The sequence below is a fragment of the Defluviimonas sp. D31 genome (assembly GCF_033436765.1).
Taxonomy (GTDB): domain Bacteria; phylum Pseudomonadota; class Alphaproteobacteria; order Rhodobacterales; family Rhodobacteraceae; genus Albidovulum.
Window position 1 is genome coordinate 13,224 of the sequence record NZ_JAWQFN010000017.1, and the last position, 20,026, is coordinate 33,249.

A 20,026-nucleotide genomic window follows, 5' to 3' on the forward strand; every position below is an offset into this window, starting at 1 on the left:
GATGACGGTTTTGTGACGAACCGGGCCCAATTGGTCGCAATCCGGCGGGTGACTCGTCGCTTTGGTGCCACCCCCTCCGGACAGGTTCCGACATATCCGGTCCCGCAGGGGGGAAAGGCCGGTTCCGGGCCAAGGGAGAGGCACCGGATCAGTGGACCGGACCGTCCTGTGGATCATTCCACATGGACAGGCACATGAGTATCAAACCACCATTCACGGATATCGAAATCCGCAAGGCCGCGTCGGGCTTCTACGAAGGCTACAGCGTGCCGATCGCGCTCATCTCGAAAGTGTCGATGACGCTTCTCGTGATCTGGGCGCTGGTCTGGCCGGCCAACGCCAACGGCGTGCTCGGCAGCCTCAACTGGCGCATCCTCGAGGATTTCAACGCCTTCTACATCCTCATCGTCGGCTTCTTCGCCTTCTTCCTTCTCGTCATCGCGGTCCTGCCGCAGACCGGGCGGCGGGTGATGGGCAAGGCCGGTGAGAAGCCGGAGTTCTCCGATTTTTCCTGGTTCTCGATGATGTTCGGCGCGGGCCTCGGCGTCGGCCTCATGGTCTTCGCCACCGCCGAGCCGCTCGGCCTCTGGGGCTCGAACCCCGTCGTCGTCGCGGGCGAGGTTGCGGGCAACACTCCCGAGGCGCTGGAATCGGGCTACCGCTACACCTTCCTGCACTACGGCTTCCATGCCTGGGCGATCTATGTCGTCACCGGGCTCAGCCTTGCCTACTACGCCTATACGCGTGACATGCCGCTGACGATCCGCTCGGCGCTGACGCCCCTTTTCGGGCGGTTCGTGAACGGCATCTTCGGCCATCTCGTCGACGTGCTCGGCGTCGTGGCGACCATTCTCGGCGTCTCGGTGACGATCGGCTTCGGCGTCAGCCAGTTCATCGACGGCATGTACGCGATCACCGGCATGGAGTGGATGATGGACATGGCCGGCGAAACCCCGGCCCCCGGCACCGTCGGTCTCATCGCCGGTCTCGTCGTGATCATGGCGATGTCGGTCCTCTCGGCGGTCTCGGGCGTCGGGCGCGGGGTCAAGTACCTCTCGAACCTCAACCTCGTCCTGTCGATCCTGCTGTTGCTCGTGTTCGTCGCCTTCGGCTCCTTCGCCTTCGCGATGACCACCTACGGCGCGGCCTTCATCGACTATGTCCAGCACTTCGCCCAGCTCAGCTTCGGCCCGCATCTGCCGCTCTCCGAAGCCGAATTCGCCGCGAAACTCCCGGCCGAGGCCGCGCCGCTTGCCGGCGAACTCTTTGCCGGCGCGACGAACGCCTGGGGCTCGCTCGACGGCTTCAAGGGCGATCTGACCGGTGCTGCGGCAGCGCTTCCGGCCGCGACGCAGGAGTCCGCATATGAGGCCGGGTCCGAGGGCCGTCTCTTCGGCTGGCAGGCCGGCTGGACGACCTTCTACTGGGCCTGGTGGATCGCGTTCTCGCCCTTCGTGGGCCTGTTCCTTGCCCGCATCTCGCGCGGCCGGACCGTGCGCGAGTTCATCATCGGTTGTGTCTTCGCTCCTGCGCTCGTCTGCTTCGCCTGGATGACCATCCTTGGCGGCACCGCGATCGACCTCGAACTGTCGGGCGTGGCGCAGGGCTCGATCCTCGCGGCGTCGAACACGGCGAAGCTCTTCGTGACGCTCGGCCACATGATCTCGGGGCCGTTCCTCTCGGTCGTCAACGTGATGTGTGTCGTTCTGGTGCTGACCTTCCTCGTCACCTCGGCGGACAGCGGCATCCTCGTGATGAACACGATCATGTCGGGCGGCGACCACGAGGGCGGTATCAAGCACCGTATCGTCTGGGGCGGGATCCTGACGCTGGTCATCGGGACGCTCTTGATCGCCGGCAAGAACGGCGCGGGCGCCGACCCGATGGAGGCGCTTAAGAGCGCGATGATCATCGGCGCGCTGCCGTTCACCATGGTCATGGGTCTGATGTGCGTCTCGCTCGTTCTGGCGCTCGTCGGCGACGGGCGGCGCGACAGGCACGCATCGCGCCGTAACGTGACTCCTGCGGAGTAACCCGGCCGGGAAAACACCTGAACGGCGCCGGATCTCCGGCGCCGTTTTCATTGAGGCGCACGGCGGCGCTTGCCGGTCAGCCAGCGCAACGGCCGACCATCGGTCACCGCGAGACCAAGCGCGATGCAAAGGGCGCCGGGCCAAACCTCCGCCCCGAGCCTCTCGCCGAGGAAGACCGCACCGAGCCCGATCGCGAAGGGTGGAATGAGCAGCGTTACCAGCAAGAGGTTCGCCGCCCCCGCCCGCGCGAGGATCGCGAAATAGAGCAGATAGGCGAGCGCGGTGGACATCACCGAAAGCGCGACCAGCGCCCCCCAGGTGGTCGCCTGCAGCGCAAGCGCGGGCGGCCCGTCCACCGCCACCGCGACCGGAAGCATCAGGACCGTACTGCCGACTAGCATCCCGAGCGCGTTCATGATCGGCGGCTGGCCCGACAGCATCCGCCTGGCCCAGACGCTCGCGAGGGAATAGGACAGCGCCGCCCCGATCACGGCCAGTTGCGAAAGGCTGCGCGGATCGAGCGTCATCAGCGCCTCGCGCCCCATGATGACCGCGACGCCGAGGACGCCGAGGCCCGCTCCGGCGACCTTGCGCGCCGTCAGCGGCTCGTCGGCCAGAAGCAGGCCCGCCACCACCGCACCGAACACCGCCGTGGTGGAGTTCAGGATCGAGGCGAGGCCGCTCTCGATGTTGGTTTGCCCCCAGAAGATGAGCGAGAAGGGAATCGCGTTGTTGAGCGCGCCCATGACGAGATAGGCCAGCCAGACCCGCGCGGAGCGGGGAACCTTGATCGCCTTGCCCAGCACCACCGCGAGAAGGACCGGCACCGCCCAGAAGACGCGGTGCAGCGTGATCGTCAGCGGCGGCAGTTCCCTCAGGGCGATCTCGGCGAAGAAGAAGGACCCGCCCCAGACCGCGGCAAGCGCGACCAGCATCGCGCCGGACGTCATCTGCAGGCTCGAAGATACAGGTCTGGTCATTTCGGGCTCCCGGATTGCTCCTCGCATCGTCGCTGCCGGCGGCCGGAAGTCGACCCGTTTCCTGCGCAACCGTCGGGCGGCGTCGCCACGGCGCTCCGGCACTACCTCTCAGGAACGTGGCTCCTCCCGCATCTTTAACAAATTATGACATATATCAACTACATGTACGCGACTTTGAAGGCGGTGGCATTGCCGTTTGGAGCCTTGCGCGCGCCCCCGCCCATCCCTATATTGGGCCTGTTCGGGACTTCCCGGACTATGGACATAAACGCGCTCGTAATAAGCGGATCGGACCCGGGGGCGGTACCCGGCGGCTCCACCAGACACCCGACGTTGCGGGGGCAAGGGGCCGAAACAGGATCGACGAACGTCTAAAGGGGTTTGCTTTGTCCCGGTGAGGTACCACCGTTATCGGTCCGCAAAGTACAGTTGCCAACGACAACCGTGCTCCGGTCGCTCTGGCTGCTTAAGCAGCTCGAAGACCGAAACTTAAGCCCTTGCGCCTAGCAGCGTAAGGCGGGGTTCGCAGGCACCTGGCAACAGAAGCCTGCACTCTTCCCTTAACGCTTCGTCAATATCCGGACCGTAGGGTCGTCTCGACCGCCAACTCGCGGAATGGGACGGAGTGTCCGACAGTGACGAACCTGGAAATTCTCAGCGACTGGTATCATCGGGTCTGGATCGAGGCCGACCTGGATGCAATCGACCGCTATTTCGCGCCCCGCGCGGGAGCCGACGGAATCCTCCCCGACGGCCAGGTCGGCGTCGAGGATTTCAGGGCTCTGGTGCCGGCCCTGCTATCGCTCGTGCGCGACCTTGCCATCGACATCGACCGAAGCATCGACTCCGGCGACTGGCTGTGGGCGCAGATCACGGTCCGCGCCGTCACGGCACATGGCATGGACCCGATCCGCGCAAGCGGACAGGTCATGGTACGGATCGAAGGCGGCCGCATCACCGAGGCCTACAACAGCTTCGACTTCATCACCTTCTTCGAACAAGCCGGCCTCCTTCCGAAGGACGCCTTCTTGCTCCTCCTGTCGGGGGAAAGGCTCGGCTGACGCCGCCCCGGAGTCCAATGGGACTTGCCGAGAGGGCGCGGCCGGGGGATCATCGCCGACATGAAAGCGGCGCGGGCTGTTTACATCGGATGCCTGGTCCTGGCGGCGCTTCGGCCCGCCACCGCCTTGGCCTGCGACGTGGCGCTCCTGCTGTCGGTCGATGTATCGGGGTCGATCGACCGCGGAGAGTACCGCCTCCAGGTCCAGGGGATCACCGATGCGCTGCGCGACCCGGAGGTGGCCGAGGCGCTCCTGCGCGGCCAGGTCGCACTGTCGGTCGTGCAGTGGTCGGGAACCGCGCAGCAGACCGTTTCGCTGCCGTGGCGACGAATACTCACGCCGCGCGATTCCGAGGATTTCGCTGACAGGGCGGAACGGCTCGAGAGAGCCTACACCGGTTCGGACACCGCTGTTGGCGAAGCCATCGGGTATTCGGCCGGGCAGTTCGCCGCAGTAAGCGATTGCCGCCGCAAGGTCATCGACATCTCTGGCGACGGGCCGCAGAACGCGGGCTTTCCGCTTGCGCCTCAACGCGGCGCGGCTGGCCAAGCAGGAATCGAGATCAATGCCATCGCGATCGAGGATGTCGGCCGCGCATCCCCGATCACGGAGTTCTACCGCCGCTTCGTCATCACTCGGAACGGCTTCGTGATGACCGCGCGGGGCCTGTCGGACTACCCCCGCGCGCTCCGTGCCAAGATCCTGCGCGAAGTCGTCAAGCCGTTGGGTTGACGCTTGACGGAGCCGGTGGCGAGCGTAACATCCGCTACGTGGGGCACCGCGACCGCGCCCCGTGAGGCCAAGGCCCAAGCGTCGCATCCTCCATAGATCCGCAGTAAAGGATGCCTCATGCCCGGCTTCACCGCAATTGCCGCCAGCCAACTCGCGCGCCTGATCGGAACGCCCGACGCGCCCGCACTGATCGACATTCGCACCGAAGAGGACTTCGCCGCCGATCCGCGGCTGATTCCCGGAGCCTTCCGCCATTCTTATGACCGGATCGACTCTCTCGCGCCGGAGCTGACCGGACGACATGCGGTGGTGATCTGCCAGAAAGGCCAGAAACTCTCCGAAGGCGCGGCGGCGCTCCTGCGCTGCCACGGCGTCGCCGCCGAAAGCCTTGAAGGCGGCGCGCTGGCCTGGGCGGCCGAGAGGCTGTCGATGATCCCCGCCGCCGCCCTGCCCCGCTCGCGGCTCTGGGTCACCCGGCACCGTCCCAAGATCGACCGCATCGCCTGCCCCTGGCTCATTCGCCGCTTCGTCGACGCCGAGGCGCGGTTCCTTTTCGTCGCGCCGGCCGAGGTTTCAGCCGTCGCCGACCGCTTTGGCGCGACCCCCTACGACATCGAAGGCGTGCCCTTCTCGCATCGCGGCGAGAAATGCAGCTTCGACGCCTTGCTCGACGATTTGTGTCTGCGTTCAGAGGCGCTCGACCGGCTCGCGCTCGTGGTCCGCGGCGCCGATACCGACCGCCACGAGCTCGCACCGCAGGCGGCCGGGCTCCTGGCGATCTCGGTCGGGCTGTCGCGGCAGTACCGGGACGACCTCGCCCAGCTCGAGGCCGGGATGGTTCTTTATGACGCGCTCTACCGCTGGGCGCGCGACGGCTTCGAGGAGGGGCACGATTGGCCAGCAACACGCAAGACGTGAGCGAGAGCGAACCGCTCTGGCGGGTCTTCGGCCGTATCGGGCTACTGTCCTTCGGCGGACCGGCCGCACAGATCGCGCTCATGCACCGCGAGCTTGTCGAGACGCGGCGCTGGCTCGGTGAGGCGGAGTACCTGCGGGCATTGTCGTTCTGCATGCTGCTGCCGGGACCGGAGGCGATGCAGCTCGCCACCTATGCCGGCTGGAAGATCGGAGGGGTCCGGGCCGGGCTTCTCGCCGGGCTGCTCTTCGTCCTGCCCGGCGCGGCAATCATCCTCGCGCTCGCGGCGGCCTACGTGGCCTTCGGTCAGGTGCCGGCGGTCGAGGCCCTGTTCCTCGGCGTCAAGGCAGCGGTCGTCGTGATCGTGATCGAGGCGCTCCTGCGGGTCGCGCGGCGGGCGCTGAAAGGACCGCGCGAACGCGCGATCGCGGCGCTGTCGTTTCTCGCGATCTTCGCGTTCGGCCTGCCTTTCCCGGCTATCGTGGCCACCGCCGCCATCGTGGGCGCGACGCTCCTGCCCCGCTCGGCCGCGGCGCCCACACCCCTGCCTCGCCATCCTCGGCTGGCCACGACCCTCGCCACGGGGCTCGGGCTCTGGTGGGCACCGGTCGGGCTTCTTGCGCTCGCCGGGCAGGATTTCCTGGTCTCGGTCGGGCTCTTTTTCTCGAAACTCGCCGTCGTCACCTTCGGCGGCGCCTATGCGGTCCTGGCCTACATGACGCAGACCGTGGCGCAGGATTACGGCTGGATCGGCACGACCGAGATGATGGACGCGCTCGGGCTGGCCGAGACGACGCCGGGGCCGCTGATCCTCGTGACCGAGTTCGTCGCCTATCTCGCCGGCGCCGCGCAGGGCGGAACGGGGCTTGCCGTTGCGGCCGCAGCGCTGACGCTGTGGGTGACGTTCGTGCCCTGCTTCCTGTGGGTCTTCGCCTTCGCGCCCTATATCGAGTGGATCTCCGGCCGACCGAGGCTAAGCGCGGCGCTTGCGGGTGTCAGCGCGGCCGTCGTCGGCGTGATCGGCACGCTCGCTCTGTGGTTCGCGCTGCATCTCTTCTTCGCAGAGATCGGTGGCGGCCCGCTTGCGCTGCCGCACCCCGAACTCGCTTCGTTCCAGCTTGTCCCGGCCCTGATCACGGCGGTCTGCTGCTGGCTTTTGCTGGTTCGTCACTGGGGAATCATGTCGGTCCTAGCGATTTCGGCCGTCTTGGGAACAGTGCTGTCCGTGGTGGCGTGAACGCCGGTTGCGAGAGCTGCAAGCGCGGCTCTTTCAATCCTTTTCGAATCCCTTATGCTGACCCTCGAACACCACCGGAAAGCGCGCCACATGTCAAAATCGATCGACTACGGGAACCTCATGCATCGGGCCATGAGGGGTCTGATTCTCGAGGTGCTTCGGGCTGTCAAGCGGGAGGGGCTGCCCGGCCAGCACCATTTCTTCATCACCTTCGACACCCGGCATCCCGAGGCCGAACTCGCCGACTGGCTGCGCGAACGCTATCCCGAGGAAATGACGGTGGTGATGCAGCACTGGTACGACGGACTCGACGTCGACGAGGACGGATTCGCGATCACGCTTAATTTCGGTGATTCGCCCGAGCCGCTCTACATTCCCTTCGACGCCATCCGCACCTTCGTCGATCCGTCGGTCGAGTTCGGCCTGCGCTTCGAGACCCAGGATATCGACGACGAAGACGATGAGGACGAAGACGAGGACGACGAACTCGACGAGGCGGCATCGCGCAAGGAAGCCGAGGTGGTGAGCCTCGACAAGTGGCGCAAGTAGCCGGGAAGCGACTTTAGCGCCACCGTTACCGACATCGTTCTTGGCCTGCGGAGAGGAATCGCATAGCTAGTGCGGAACCTCTGCATAAGGACGATTTCCATGCCTCAGACCCGCACCGAGACCGACAGCTTCGGCCCTCTGGAGGTTCCCGCCGACAAGTACTGGGGCGCCCAGACCCAGCGGTCGATCATGAACTTCCCGATCGGCTGGGAAAAGCAGCCGGTGGCGATCGTGCGCGCGCTCGGCGTGATCAAGCAGGCCGCAGCCGAGATCAACATGGCGACCGGCAAGATCGAGCCCGAGATCGGCAAGGCGATGGTGCAGGCGGCCGCCGAGGTCGTCGCGGGCCGCTTTGACGACAACTTCCCGCTCGTGGTCTGGCAGACCGGCTCGGGCACGCAGTCGAACATGAACGCGAACGAGGTCATCTCCAACCGCGCGATCGAGATCCTCGGCGGCGAGATGGGCTCGAAGAAGCCGGTCCACCCGAACGACCACGTCAACATGGGCCAGTCCTCGAACGACACCTTCCCCACCGCGATGCATGTCGCGATCGGCATGGTGGCGCGCGACGTGCTCCTGCCGGGGTTGGAGAAGCTCCACGCGGCGCTGTCGGCGAAATCGGCCGAGTTCAAGGACATCATCAAGATCGGCCGCACCCATACCCAGGACGCGACGCCGCTGACGCTCGGCCAGGAGTTCGGCGGCTATGCGCATCAGGTCGCCCAGGGCATCATGCGGGTGAAGAAGGTTCTGCCGGAGATCTACGAGCTGGCACAGGGCGGCACCGCGGTCGGCACCGGGCTCAACACCAAGAAGGGCTGGGACGTGGCTATCGCCGGCAAGATCGCGGAGATCACCGGCCTGCCCTTCGTCACCGCGCCGAACAAGTTCGAGGCGCTCGCCGCCCATGACGCGATGGTGATGTTCTCAGGCGCGCTGAAGACGGTCGCCGGCTCGCTCTTCAAGATCGCCAACGACATGCGGCTTCTAGGCTCCGGCCCTCGCTCGGGCCTCGGCGAACTGATCCTGCCGGAGAACGAGCCGGGCTCGTCGATCATGCCGGGCAAGGTCAACCCGACCCAGGCCGAGGCGCTGACCATGGTCTGCGCCCATGTCATGGGCAACGATGCCGCGGTGGGCTTCGCCGGATCGCAGGGGCATTTCGAGCTCAACGTCTACAATCCGATGATGAGCTACAACGTCATCCAGTCGATGCAGCTTCTCGGCGATGCCGCGTCGAGCTTCACCGACAACATGGTTGTTGGCACCGAGGCCAATATCGCGCGCATCGACCGGCTGATGAAGGAAAGCCTGATGCTCGTGACCGCGCTCGCGCCGACGATCGGTTACGACAACGCCACCAAGGTCGCCAAGACCGCCCACAAGAACGGCACCACGCTGCGCGAGGAGGCGATCAACCTCGGCTTCGTCGACGGCGAGACCTTCGACCGCATCGTGCGCCCCGAGAACATGGTCGGCCCGGAGGACTGAGACCAATGGCCGAGATCGTCAACCTCCGCAACGCCCGCAAGGCGCAGAAGCGCGCGAAGGCCCGCGCCGAGGGCGACGAGAACGCGGCCCGTTTCGGCCGCACGAAGGCGCAAAGGGAACTCGAGCAAGCGCGGGCCGACAAGGCCCGCGCCGAACTCGACGCCCACCGCCGCGAGAGAGAGGACGAGTGAGCCGCCCGGTCAAACGTTCGCTCACGCTGAACGGTCACCGCACCAGCGTGTCACTGGAGAACGAGTTCTGGCAGGTGTTCCGCCGGCTCGCTGACGAACGGGGTGTGCCGGTGAATGCTCTCGCCGCGGAGATCGACGCTCGTCGCGGCATAGACACGGGGCTCGCCACGGCGATCCGGCTGTTCGTGCTCTCCACCCTGCAAGAGCGGCTCGACGCCGGACAGACGCGCTGACGTCAGCCCGCCGAGCACGGGTAGAGCGCATCGCGAATCCGGTCCGCGAGGTGCTGTTCTTCTTCCTCACCCGCGGTCAGCTTCGCCACGCGGGTGTTTCTGGCCTTGAGCTCGCCACGGAACAGGTTCTGCATCTCCTCGCGCGATACCGCCGCATGTACGGGTTCGACATCGGGCTGGTGATGAATGCCGATCAGGCGCCAGGCCGGAACAGCGATCCTGAGACGGCCAGGCGCAGCAAGCACGGACGCGGCCAAAGACTTCTTCGTCACGGTATCCCCCAAAAGAATCCCAACTGAACTGGCAGGTTTCAGCCGACATCACGCAATTTCCGAAAACGGCCAAAACGAGCGGGATTCGGCCGTAAACTCGTAACGCGCACACGAATCACCGATTGACCGAACCAAAATGCACCAGAAAAGCCGGGCTGATCAATTCAAGGCTGCATTACAGAATTGTTTCAGATTCTTCACAAATCATGATGCTAGGTCACGCCGCGCGATTCGAATCCGGATGCCGTTGCGCGATCGCACGGTCAGATGCGCGACCGGCACCGGTTCAGCGCCTTCGACCGGGGCGAAGCGCAGATGCTTCACCAGCAGCGCGAGAATGAGCGGGCCTTCCACCATCGCGAAGCCGGCCCCAGGGCAGACGCGCGGCCCGGCCGAGAACGGCAGGTACGCGTCGCGCGCTGCTTCGCGTCCGGCCCGGCTTTGCCAGCGATCCGGATCGAACCGGTCCGGCTGGTCCCAGATCCGCTCGTGCCGGTGTAGATGCCAGGGCGACAGGACAATCTGCGCGCCGGGCGCGAGAGGACGGTCACGAAACCGCTCGGGGCAACGGTTTTCGCGCACCATCATCGGTACGGGTGGATAAAGCCGCAGCGCCTCCCGGAACACGTCCCGCGTGAAGGACAGCCCGGACAGCATTGAAAAGTCTGGACGATCGCCGATCATCGCCACTTCTGCCGCGACCCGGTCCTGGGCCTCTGGGAACAGGGCGAGCAGATAGAGCGCCCAAGCCAGCGCCGAAGCCGATGTCTCGTGGCCGGCAAGAAAGAAGATCGCGACCTGATCGACCATTTCGGCCGTATTGAAGCAGGCGCCGGTCTCCGGATCGGGCGTGGTCATGATCTTGGTGGCCAGATCGTCCGGCGCTACCCCGGCGTGGATCGCGGCCATCCGCTCATCGGTGAGCCGGGTGATGAGCCCGCGGATCGCTCGCGCGGAGGCCCGCGTCCGGCGCGCGTGAAAGCGTGGCAGCAGCGCAGGCAGGGGCAGGAAGGCGGCGAGATTCAGAAGCGGCTGGGCACGCTGGTAGCCGCGGAACTCGCGGAATACTTCGGCTGCGATCCGGTTCTCGATCGGGATCGAGAAGAGCGTCCGGAAGATCACGTCGGCGGCGGCGTGGCTCATCTCCTCCTCGATCTCGACCTCCTCACCGGCGCGCGCGACCAGCCGATCCCGCGCGGCGAGCGCGGCCGCGTGCATGGCAGGGAACGTCTCCTTCAGGCGGCCCCGCTCGAAGGCGGGGTCGATGATCCGCCGCTGGGCTTCCCACTCGGCGCCGTTTGTGACGAAGACCGAGCGGCCGAGAAGCGGCGCCAGCCCTTCGCGCACCCGGTCGGATTTCGGGAAGTCGCGCGGCCGCTCCTTCAGCACCAGATCGACGAGCGCGGGATCGTTGCAGAGATAGGAGCGGAAGAACGGCGTGCGGAACTCGGCCATCCAGGCGCGGTAGAGCCGCGCCGGCTGGGCCGAGAGGATATCGGCGCGAAAGAGCCGCAGATAGCGCCAGAGCGAGACCTTGTCGGGGCGCGCAACAGGTTTCGGCGGGATCATGCGACGTCCCGGAAGCGGTTGAGCGGCGCCTCGATCCGGCTTTTCGACGGCGTCCGGTTCCGGAACCGGGCGGCTAGCGTTCTTGGACCCGCGGTAATCTGGAAATAATCATAGTCGCCCGGCCGGTCGAAGGCGCAGAGGTACTGGAAGTGCAGCCGGAAGAAACGCCAGCGCAACGCGCTCCAGCGTTCGGGGCTCAGGGTCTGGGTGAAGGCGGCCGAGATCACCAGCGGCCAGCGCTTGCCCTCCGGGGCCACACCGCACACGCTGACCGGATCGCAGAGCGCGAAGGCGCAGCCGTCGCCGGGTGCGGTAACGTCGACCCAGGTGAGCTCGTCGCGTGCCGAGAGATAGGCCAGATCGCCGCGCAGGCGCCGCGCGCGCGGAAGGAAGGCCGCCATCGGTACGACATGGCCAAGCGACAGGAAGCCGAGCGCCGGGCCGTTCGCGGGCACCCTGCCCGACCGGATCACGTCGGCAAGGACCGAGACCGCGAGATGCGCGCCCGAGGAATGCCCGACGACCAGGACCTCGTCCCAGTCCTCGACAAGTGCCGCGGCGATGCGTTCGCTGAACTCGGCGAGCCGCACCTCCAGCGCCGCGGGCATGGCGCCGCCATTCTGCGCGGTAAATGCGTAATCGTGCATCAGGTAATACGCGTAGATCTGCCCGTCCGCCTTGCGAAAACGCCAGAGCACCGCCCAAAGAAGCGCCGGCGCGGCGAGCCAGCCGATCGCCTCTGGCAGCCCGGCCGTCGCCAGAACCGCCGCGCAAAGCCGCGCCCCGCCCCAACCGGCGAGCATCGCCAGGGCGAGCTGCGCGAGAAGCACCACGACTGGAAAGAGCGCGGCGATGCTCGGCCCCTTCCTGAGCCGCACGAGGCGAAAGATCGCGCCGGACCCGACATAGGCCCGGACCGTGCGCGCCAGCTGTAGATAGGTCGCGAAAATTCCGTGGCCCATCGACTCGCGCACGATGTCGGACCAGACCAGCACCTCGATCTCCGCCGCGATCTTGTGGCCCTCGATCTTCGCCGAGACCTGCCAGCCGTGTCCGCGGCCTGCCTTCCCCGCCATCGCGATCTCGAAACCGCTGACCGCGGCCTGGGCCGTGCTTTCGGTCCGGTAAAGCTCACGGTAGCGCCGCGGATGAAAGGGGTCATAGCCGGGCACATAGAACACCCGCCTCCGCCTCACCCGATCTGGGATCCTTCCCTCCATTCCGCCGTTCTGCCGCCTGTGTCCTGCCCCTGCGCGATGCTAGCGAAGAACGTGTCGGGACACAAAGCCCCGCGTCCTCCGGCGCTCAGAGATCCTGGCCAGCCAATACGGCGCCCGCCGCCTGGCCGAGTTGGCGTGAGACATTGACGAAAACGGCGTTGTAGCCGGCGAAAAGCGCCCGATTCAGGTCCTGCCCGGGCTTGCTGCGCGAAAACGCGATATAGTCGGCCATTTCTGCATCCGAGAGCGGCGCGTAGGCCATCGCGAGATAGGAGTGAATCCAGACGTCCGTCTCCTCCCGGATCGCGTCCTCTTGGGCCCAGACCTCCGAGAGGATCTCGGCCTCGCCCATCTCTGCGCCGAGGGCGCCGGCATCGCCGAGACCGCGGTAGAAGGCGAAGTTCGCGTTGAGCCCCCCGGAGACATTGGTCTCCACCAGGTCGTTGACCACGACGAACTCCTCGACGAGTGAAAGCCGCGGATCGCGCTCGGCGCGCATCTCCTCGAGCTTCAGCCGGCTCGCATCCTCGACGGCTTCGTCGAGCAGCGCCCGGCGGGCCGAGATCTCAAGCGTCGTGACACGGCGCCCGAGATCGGAGGAGAAGAAGTCCAGCATCGCCGCGATGTCCGCCGGCTGGCGCGCCAGTTCGGCTTCGAAGGCGGCGTTGAAGTCGGGGATCATCCGGTCGGGCGCGTAGATGTTCCGGACCAGTTCCTCCCAGTGACGGCCACCGGATCCGGGGAACATGTCCTCCTCGAGGTGACGACCGTATGCATGGCCTTCGTCGCTCATCACCGCGAAGACGTCGGAGAGCCGCAACGCCTCTCCGAGTGAGGCGGCATCTTCCTCCGAAGCGCCTGCCGGTGCGGCAAACAAAGCGACAGAGAGAATCGGGGCGAGCAGGCGACGGAACATGGCTGTACCTTGATCGGGCAATGGACAACACCTAGTCGCGAAGCTAACCGCTGCCAAGCGCTAGCGGCAGAACTTTTAACTCCGGCGGACCATCTTGGCCCGACAGAAAAAAACGGGTTGCGCATGTCGTCGCCGACAGATAAATCCCGCCTCCACGACGACCCCCGATGCGGAGAGGTGCCGGAGCGGTCGAACGGGGCGGTCTCGAAAACCGTTGTGGGTGTGAGCCCACCCAGGGTTCGAATCCCTGTCTCTCCGCCATTAAATTTATTTTTCATAATAATTTCAGATTAATGTGTCGAACTTTGGGGTGCAGACCATCACCGAGACCATCATACCATAGACGCTGGGCCGGATGGCGAATCTGTTTGAATCTCGCCCCCCCCCTCCCGCCCCCCATCTGGCCAAGCCCCCCCGGGGGTGGGGGCAGCGTATGGGACCCGTGGTCCTCACAGAGGTCTCAAAAATTGCCATCTTGGCATCTGACTTAGCAGAAGCTGATCCTCGAGCGGCCATGCTCCGCTTCCGACTGATGCGAAGTCTGCAGAAATTCGCGTCCGTCCACGCCTCCGTCACAAACCACATCAACACCGAGCGCAGCCTCTCCAGCCGCCCCCTCTTCAAGCTCAACCGCGCCGCTGCTCTCGCCGAGTGGCGCGGCCTCGGCGCGTCATAAGGGACAGCGCTCCTGCCCTTGTGGAGACGGGTTCGAATTGGTCTGACACCACCTCTTCGCTCCATAATGGCTTCGATGAACCAGAAATCCTCCGTTGCTCAAACCCCTAAATCTGTCCGGTAGGTGCTGACGTCAGACAGGCGGCCATGAAGAATGCCAGGTCTACGGTTGCGCCCCATTGAGACGGGGAGGAGTACTGTATTGCTTCGCCAGAAGGGCGAATTTGGGGCGTTGGGGTTCCGTCTGCTACTCTGGAAAAGCGGCTCGAGCTTCGGAAAGGCCCGCAAGGACGGCGTCGACGAGGACTTGAGGCATATTGTGCCCCTCAAGCCACGCCCTCGGATCTTCAGCGAGCGGCGGATCGAGTTCTGCCATTCGTTCAAATGCCTCAAGAGCGGCTTGTCCGTTCGACAGTTTAGTGTAAGCAATTGCAAGCATCGCCTGGCCGAACGACCAACCGTCTCTGGACGCTCGTTCCGCGGCCGAGAGCATCGCCGGCCACTCTTTCTTCATAAGGTGATCTGCGGCCAGCAGATGAAAGTAGAATGGCGGCGGCGCGATCGATCGGTCTATCGCGCGATGCATTATCGGTACGCCCTCGGAAAAACGTCCAGCAATACCATAACGGATCGCAAGATTGGCAAGGGCGGCCGGATCGTTGGGGTTAACTTCCACTGCCCGGCGCGCAAATTCAATAGATCGCTCAATATCTCCCGCGTACTGCTCGACATGCGACATAGCTTGCAACGCATCCGTATCCAGAGGGTCAAGGTCGATCGCACGGGTAGCGGCTTGCCGCGCAAGTTCGAATGCATCTTCCCTCGAGAGGACGTTCTCGTGGCCGAAACGTGCCGCATCGTTGCGCAGGTAGGCAAGCATTGCCCACGCCCGCACATAATCGGGGTTCTCGACAACGGTGGCTTCAAGACACTCCCGTACCGCCTGATACTCATCGCGGTGATACGTCCGGCGGTAAATCTGCGCGCTCGCAACGCAGGCAAAGCCCCGCAGGCTCGGATCGTTGCTACGGGGCAGCCTTTGGGCGCGGACATCGCGCATCGCATATCCGTATTGCTGGCCGATTGCCGAGGCGATCTCCGATGAAATCGAGTCCAGGATGTCGGTGATGCCCTGGCCCTCTGCACCCCCAGCGTAGCGTTCGCTCCATAAGATCTCCAGATCTTTGCTCCTGATGAGTTCGGCGCGAACGAAAAGATCGCTGTCCTCCCGCCAGACGTCGCCGGTCACCATAAAATCCGTCGTCGGAGATTTGCTTGGGGTCGTTGAGGTGTCGGAGACACTTATGACCTGGTCGGGTGCCATATGCACGGCAAGATCCGGAAACCTGATCAGGGCCGAGGCGATCTCATGGGTCAGCCCTGCCGCGACGAGTGATACAACCTCCTCATCCGTGCGGGCGTCGAAATCTTCAATGAGTATGGCGACAGTTTCTGCGTCCCTTGCGGCGGGTAACGGCGAGTTGCGGTCCGGTCGCGCGTTCCATGCAAGAATTGCGGCAACGATCGCCGTGCAAGCGACCGCAATCAGGCCATTGCGCGCGTTGAACCACGTTTGCGGCCTCGACGTCCGATAGCCGGCGTCTGCCGGTTCCGACGCCGGAGGGCTTTCATCGGGCTGTATGACACCTTGCGCGGTAAATCTCGGAATGTAGCGCCCCTTTGGGATGCTGATGCGGATCGGATCGTCCCTGCCGCTTTCCGCATAGTAGTTGTCGAGATCTCGGCGGAGCTTGCGCGCTTCCAGACGTACGACCGGGTCCGCCTGCTGGTCGAAATCGGACCCACGCCCGAAGACCGCCATCGCGATGGTCGTCGCCTTGATCTCATCGTCGCGGCCGGCCAAAGACTCTTCGACAACATACGTCAGCATCTCGCGGCGGCGGACGCTCGCCTGAAGCTCTTTGTAACTAAGTATCCGATCGAGTTGACGCCTGATGCTCTCTTCCGTCAGTTCCGGAACCTTCGATGTTTGGCGGCGCGGCACGGCAAGCGTCTCCGATCCAGTGCAAGGCTTTCAATCGGTGACATAGCACACGAGAGAGGCTGTGCCACCCAACCTGTGCGGCACAGATGCATAACGTAAGTTACATGTAGCAACGTTTGAAACGTTGGCTTTTCGGTGTTGGACTAACGCCATGAAGCCGATGCCGGAGAACGATTTTCTATGCAAGCTGGTTGAACAGCATCCCGAACAGGACTCGGAGATCGCCAGCCTCGCGCGGGAAGACCCGGACTTCATGTCGATTTGCGAAGAGATCGGCTTGGCCGAGGAAGCACTCGCGCGTTGGCAGGATCTACCATGTCGCGCCGTTGAATATGAAGAAATACTGGACGGATTGAAGAAAGAGTTCTGGTCAAAGCTCTCAACTCGAACAGGGTGCGCGTCGAGTGACGACGTCGACGACACCAGCGATAACACCAGCACACAAAGCGAAGGCAGATAAAATGGGAATGTTTCACAGGAGCATCAAGATGGCCGAACCACCGGCGGCGCGGTCGCAAGAGCAGGGCTGCTCTCGCTTTGTCGTCGCGCTTTTTCTGGCTGTTGTCTGCGTTGCTCCGCCGTCACTCGCGCAGGATGGGTCGAACCTCCCTGAGTTGCAGCGAGATCTCGAAGAGATCAACAACGGCACCAATCCCACGCTGCTGACGACGCAGGCCGGCATCCAGTACCAGTTCAACCAGATCAACCCGGATCTGGACACCGGGTTGCTCGAACTCTTCTACTTGCGGCCATTCGGCGATGGAAGCAAGGCATTCAGACTCACAATTCCCTTCTCCGACAGTGAGTTCAATTCACAACCTAGGCTTGGCGATGCGGCCCTGGCGTATGCCCAGAACCCCGACATCGGGTCCGAATTCACACTAGGCGACATCAGCCTGACCTATATAGACGTCTTCCACCTCACCAAGAGCAACGGAGCGGCGTACACACTCGAATTCTTCCTCGATACGGCCGAAACCGATTTCGCCGGCTACGGCCAGCTCGCCCTGGAAACGTCCGTCTTTTACGCCTGGTTTCTCGACAACGGATCGATCTTCGCCCCCGCATGGGTCCAGACCTTCGGCCTGGAAGGTGGAAACGCCAACGGCGAGAACCTCAACGTCACGACGGTCGATTTCTACTACGTTCCGAAGCTAGCGAACCCGAAATACTACCTTACCTTCGACCCCGCCGTGATCCACGATTGGGAGACCGATGACACCTTCGGTAGTCTTCAGGTGACCGCAGGCATGCTGACGGGGCCGCTCTTTGGCGGCGACAGCCAGATCTACATCAAGCCCGGTGTGCTTTTCGGCGGCGACGCCCCAGCTGACTGGTCTATTCAGGTCGGCTTCAAGGTGCTCAACTTTTGACGCTGCCATCGCCAATTGATACGGCCCCAACATAAGCCCGACAGGCATACTGTCGACATCACAACTCCTACCTTTACAGGAAATTGAACATGAAGAACCGTCCCCTAACATTCCTTCTCTGCACCACGATCGCTGCGTCGCCGGTTGGCGCAATCGCCCACGACTCGAACCATGCCGTCGTTCCTGCGGGCGTCGTCGGAGAGATCGAGACGACCAATGTCAAAATGAAGTTCGACAACGTGGTTATCCGCGGCGCGCAGGTCTTCAACGGCTGCGATGAAGGGCTTGCGGATGTCGATGTTCTGGTCAGCGGACAGTTGATTTCGACCATCGACGCCAATGTCGAGGCGCCCGAGGGAGCCTTCGAGATAAACGCAGAAGGTTATACGCTGATCCCCGGTCTTATCGACGCGCATTGGCACGGCATCTTCGCCGAAGCGACGATCGCGCAACTGGCCCTGACCGGCGAGGGCTACTGGAACCTGCTGGCCGCCAAGGCCCAGAACAACGCGCTGTCACGCGGCTTCACCACCGTGCGCGATACCGCCGGGCCGATGTTCGACATTGCCAAGGCGACGGATCAGGGTCTGATTGACGGGCCGCGGGTGTTTCCCTCGGGTCCGGCGCTGTCGATCACCGCAGGTCATCAGGATTTCCGCCTGACGCGGGATGTGCCGCAGGGCGCCGGCGAGTTGCACTCCTTCGAGCGCGGCAACATGTTCTACATTACCGACGGTGTGGCGGATGTGCTCAAACGCACGCGCGAAAACCTCATGCAGGGGGCCACGCAGATCAAGCTGATGGCCGGCGGCGGTGTCACCTCGGCTTATGATCCGATCCACACCATCCAGTTCACCGACGAGGAGTTCAAGGCCGCTGTCGAGGCGACGGAAGCCTGGGGCACCTATGTGACTACCCACGCGATCAACGATGAAGCCGTTGTCCACTCCATTGAAAACGGGGCAAAAAGCGTCGAGCACGCGCATATGGCCACGCGCGAAACATTGCAGATGTTCAAGGACAACGACGTGTGGCTCAGCATGCAGCCCTTCCTTGATGACGAAGACGCACCGGCCCTCAACGAGTTCCAGAAGTCGAAATACAAATTCGTCACCGACGGAACCGATTTTGTCTATCGCACTGCCAAAGAACTGGGCCTCAAGATCGCCTTCGGCACCGATACGCTGTTCAGTGCGGACCTCGCGAAACGGCAGGGCGCCGTGCTTGCCAAGATGCAGCGCTGGTTCACTCCCTACGAAACGCTGAAGATGGCCACCTGCGACAACGCCGAATTGCTGAAAATGTCGGGACTGCTAACGCCGTATCCGCTCGGCCCGCTGGGTGTCATCGAGGAAGGTGCCTATGCAGACATGATCCTTGTCGATGGCAACCCGCTGGAAAACCTCGACCTCATCAGCGATGCGAAGGCGAATTTCGGCATGATCATGAAGGATGGCATCATCTACAAGTACGATATGGAGTAGCGCCTGCTTCGTAAGCGGGGAGGCAGCCCCGTGGGTGTGACCTGCCCCCCGCGAAATCCCTCGCCATGATTTAGAGTCTGCCCAACCTTGAAGGAGCAGACGAATGCGAAAGAGCCGTTTCACCGAGGCGCAGATTATCGGGATGATCAAGGAACAGGAGGCAGGCATGCCGACGGTGGAGGTGTGCCGCAAGCATGGGCTGAGCCCGGCGACGTTCTACAAGCTGAAGGCCAGGTATGGCGGGATGGAGCTGTCGGACGCGCGGCGGCTGAAGCAACTGGAGGGCGGTGTTAGAGGAATCTGGCTTGCGGCGAGGCAGGACGCCGACTAGCGTCGCTTGATGTCGAAACCTGACCCGTGCAAATACTTCAAGACGAGCCGCGCGATCATCCGCCTGGCGGTGATGATGTACGTGCGCTTCCCGCTCTCGCTGCGAAACGTCGAGGACCTGCTGCACGAGCGTGGCATCGACATAAGCCATGAATCGGTCCGGTTCTGGTGGCAGCGTTTCGGACCGATGTTCGCCGCCGAGATCCGCAAGAAACGTGCCGAGTGCGTGCGTTCTGGGCCTCAGTGGCAATGGCATCTCGACGAGATGTTTGTGAAGATCAACGGCGAGCGGCACTACCTCTGGCGGGCCGTCGATCATGAGGGCGAGGTTCTCGAGAGCTTCGTGACCAAGACGCGGGACAAGAAGGCGGCATTGAAATTCCTCAAGAAATCAATGAAGCGCTACGGTCGCCCGCACATTTTCGTCACCGACAAGCTGCGCTCCTATAGCGCCGCATTGAAGGAGGTTGGCGCGACCGACCGCCAGGCAACTGGTCGCTGGCTCAACAATCGGGCGGAGAATTCGCACCTGCCGTTCCGACGACGAGAACGGGCGATGCAGCGCTTTCGGCGGATGCGAAGTCTGCAGATGTTCGCCGCCGTCCACGCCTCCGTCTTCAACCATTTCAACTTGGAGCGCAGCTTCTACTCGAGGGTGAATTTCAAGAAGAACCGCGCCGCCGCTCTCGCCGAGTGGCGCGGCCTCGGCGCGTCATAAGGGACAGCGATCCTGCCCTTGTGGAGAAGGGTTCGAAT

Annotated in this window: 19 protein-coding genes, 1 tRNA gene, 1 other RNA gene and 2 pseudogenes; 17 read left to right on the plus strand and 6 right to left on the minus strand. The window is 63.8% G+C overall.

The features are described from left to right. The first annotated feature begins 194 nt into the window (after positions 1–194). Complete coding sequence (locus R5H32_RS18875) at positions 195–2,033, plus strand: BCCT family transporter (RefSeq protein WP_318340238.1); 1,839 nt, start codon at positions 195–197, stop codon at positions 2,031–2,033. 47 nt (positions 2,034–2,080) lie between these two features. Here R5H32_RS18875 and R5H32_RS18880 read toward each other — a convergent pair whose 3' ends face one another. After that, positions 2,081–3,013, minus strand: a complete 933-nt coding sequence (locus R5H32_RS18880) for a DMT family transporter (RefSeq protein WP_318340239.1) — start codon at positions 3,011–3,013, stop codon at positions 2,081–2,083. Positions 3,014–3,213: 200 nt separating this feature from the next. Between R5H32_RS18880 and ssrA the strand changes: the two genes are divergently transcribed. The 9 genes from ssrA to R5H32_RS18925 all read left to right on the plus strand — a co-directional run bounded on the left by ssrA (position 3,214) and on the right by R5H32_RS18925 (position 9,426). Beyond that, positions 3,214–3,567: a transfer-messenger RNA gene (ssrA, locus tag R5H32_RS18885) on the plus strand. A gap of 81 nt (positions 3,568–3,648) precedes the next feature. Beyond that, complete coding sequence (locus R5H32_RS18890) at positions 3,649–4,074, plus strand: nuclear transport factor 2 family protein (RefSeq protein WP_318340240.1); 426 nt, start codon at positions 3,649–3,651, stop codon at positions 4,072–4,074. 60 nt (positions 4,075–4,134) lie between these two features. Continuing rightward, a complete protein-coding gene (locus R5H32_RS18895) occupies positions 4,135–4,806 on the plus strand; it encodes a DUF1194 domain-containing protein (RefSeq protein WP_318340241.1) in 672 nt (223 codons plus the stop codon). A gap of 117 nt (positions 4,807–4,923) precedes the next feature. Then, complete coding sequence (locus tag R5H32_RS18900) at positions 4,924–5,724, plus strand: sulfurtransferase/chromate resistance protein (protein ID WP_318340242.1); 801 nt, start codon at positions 4,924–4,926, stop codon at positions 5,722–5,724. Then, entirely contained in the window at positions 5,700–6,959 is a 1,260-nt protein-coding gene (gene chrA / locus R5H32_RS18905; protein WP_318340243.1) for a chromate efflux transporter, read from the plus strand. The genes R5H32_RS18900 and chrA overlap by 25 nt, the downstream gene beginning before the upstream one ends. Before the next feature lie 90 nt (positions 6,960–7,049). Further along, positions 7,050–7,508 (plus strand): SspB family protein, encoded by a 459-nt coding sequence (locus R5H32_RS18910; RefSeq protein WP_318340244.1) that lies wholly within the window; start codon positions 7,050–7,052, stop codon positions 7,506–7,508. 99 nt (positions 7,509–7,607) lie between these two features. Beyond that, positions 7,608–9,002 (plus strand): class II fumarate hydratase, encoded by a 1,395-nt coding sequence (gene fumC, locus R5H32_RS18915; RefSeq protein WP_318340245.1) that lies wholly within the window; start codon positions 7,608–7,610, stop codon positions 9,000–9,002. A gap of 5 nt (positions 9,003–9,007) precedes the next feature. Continuing rightward, complete coding sequence (locus R5H32_RS18920) at positions 9,008–9,193, plus strand: DUF4169 family protein (RefSeq protein ID WP_318340246.1); 186 nt, start codon at positions 9,008–9,010, stop codon at positions 9,191–9,193. Further along, positions 9,190–9,426: a ribbon-helix-helix domain-containing protein gene (locus tag R5H32_RS18925; RefSeq protein ID WP_318340247.1), complete on the plus strand. Its 237-nt coding sequence runs from the start codon at positions 9,190–9,192 to the stop codon at positions 9,424–9,426. Before R5H32_RS18920 ends, R5H32_RS18925 begins: the two co-directional genes overlap by 4 nt. A gap of 2 nt (positions 9,427–9,428) precedes the next feature. Here the strand turns inward: R5H32_RS18925 and R5H32_RS18930 are convergent, their stop codons facing one another. From R5H32_RS18930 to R5H32_RS18945, 4 genes are all read right to left on the minus strand, one after another. Then, positions 9,429–9,698 (minus strand): hypothetical protein, encoded by a 270-nt coding sequence (locus tag R5H32_RS18930; protein WP_318340248.1) that lies wholly within the window; start codon positions 9,696–9,698, stop codon positions 9,429–9,431. A gap of 204 nt (positions 9,699–9,902) precedes the next feature. After that, the gene (locus R5H32_RS18935) at positions 9,903–11,267 is read right to left on the minus strand and encodes a cytochrome P450 (protein WP_318340249.1); all 1,365 of its coding nucleotides are present in this window, start codon (positions 11,265–11,267) and stop codon (positions 9,903–9,905) included. Further along, positions 11,264–12,487 carry a hypothetical protein gene (locus tag R5H32_RS18940; protein WP_318340250.1) on the minus strand — a complete coding sequence of 408 codons (1,224 nt, stop codon included), beginning with the start codon at positions 12,485–12,487 and terminating at the stop codon, positions 11,264–11,266. The genes R5H32_RS18935 and R5H32_RS18940 overlap by 4 nt, the downstream gene beginning before the upstream one ends. Before the next feature lie 85 nt (positions 12,488–12,572). Continuing rightward, on the minus strand, positions 12,573–13,403 hold the full coding sequence (locus R5H32_RS18945) for a DUF2059 domain-containing protein (RefSeq protein ID WP_318340251.1): 831 nt from the start codon (positions 13,401–13,403) through the stop codon (positions 12,573–12,575). A 171-nt stretch (positions 13,404–13,574) separates the two neighbouring features. Here R5H32_RS18945 and R5H32_RS18950 point away from each other — a divergent pair. Together R5H32_RS18950 and R5H32_RS18955 are read left to right on the plus strand one after the other, a co-directional pair. Continuing rightward, a tRNA-Ser gene (locus tag R5H32_RS18950) sits at positions 13,575–13,664 on the plus strand. A gap of 250 nt (positions 13,665–13,914) precedes the next feature. Next, positions 13,915–14,079 (plus strand): annotated as a pseudogene (locus R5H32_RS18955) (IS6 family transposase); the annotation flags it as partial. Positions 14,080–14,325: 246 nt separating this feature from the next. Here R5H32_RS18955 and R5H32_RS18960 read toward each other — a convergent pair. Then, positions 14,326–16,083, minus strand: a complete 1,758-nt coding sequence (locus R5H32_RS18960) for a hypothetical protein (protein ID WP_318340252.1) — start codon at positions 16,081–16,083, stop codon at positions 14,326–14,328. Between the two features lie 151 nt (positions 16,084–16,234). Here R5H32_RS18960 and R5H32_RS18965 point away from each other — a divergent pair, with 151 nt between their 5' ends. The 5 genes and pseudogenes from R5H32_RS18965 to R5H32_RS18985 all read left to right on the plus strand — a co-directional run bounded on the left by R5H32_RS18965 (position 16,235) and on the right by R5H32_RS18985 (position 19,988). Continuing rightward, positions 16,235–16,543 (plus strand): hypothetical protein, encoded by a 309-nt coding sequence (locus R5H32_RS18965; protein WP_318340253.1) that lies wholly within the window; start codon positions 16,235–16,237, stop codon positions 16,541–16,543. A 28-nt stretch (positions 16,544–16,571) separates the two neighbouring features. After that, a complete protein-coding gene (locus R5H32_RS18970; protein WP_318340254.1) occupies positions 16,572–17,456 on the plus strand; it encodes a hypothetical protein in 885 nt (294 codons plus the stop codon). Positions 17,457–17,545: 89 nt separating this feature from the next. Next, positions 17,546–18,940, plus strand: a complete 1,395-nt coding sequence (locus tag R5H32_RS18975; RefSeq protein ID WP_318340255.1) for an amidohydrolase family protein — start codon at positions 17,546–17,548, stop codon at positions 18,938–18,940. Positions 18,941–19,043: 103 nt separating this feature from the next. Next, positions 19,044–19,223: pseudogene (locus R5H32_RS18980) on the plus strand (transposase); the annotation flags it as partial. Positions 19,224–19,280: 57 nt separating this feature from the next. Next, positions 19,281–19,988, plus strand: a complete 708-nt coding sequence (locus R5H32_RS18985) for an IS6 family transposase (protein ID WP_318340256.1) — start codon at positions 19,281–19,283, stop codon at positions 19,986–19,988. Positions 19,989–20,026: the final 38 nt, after the last annotated feature.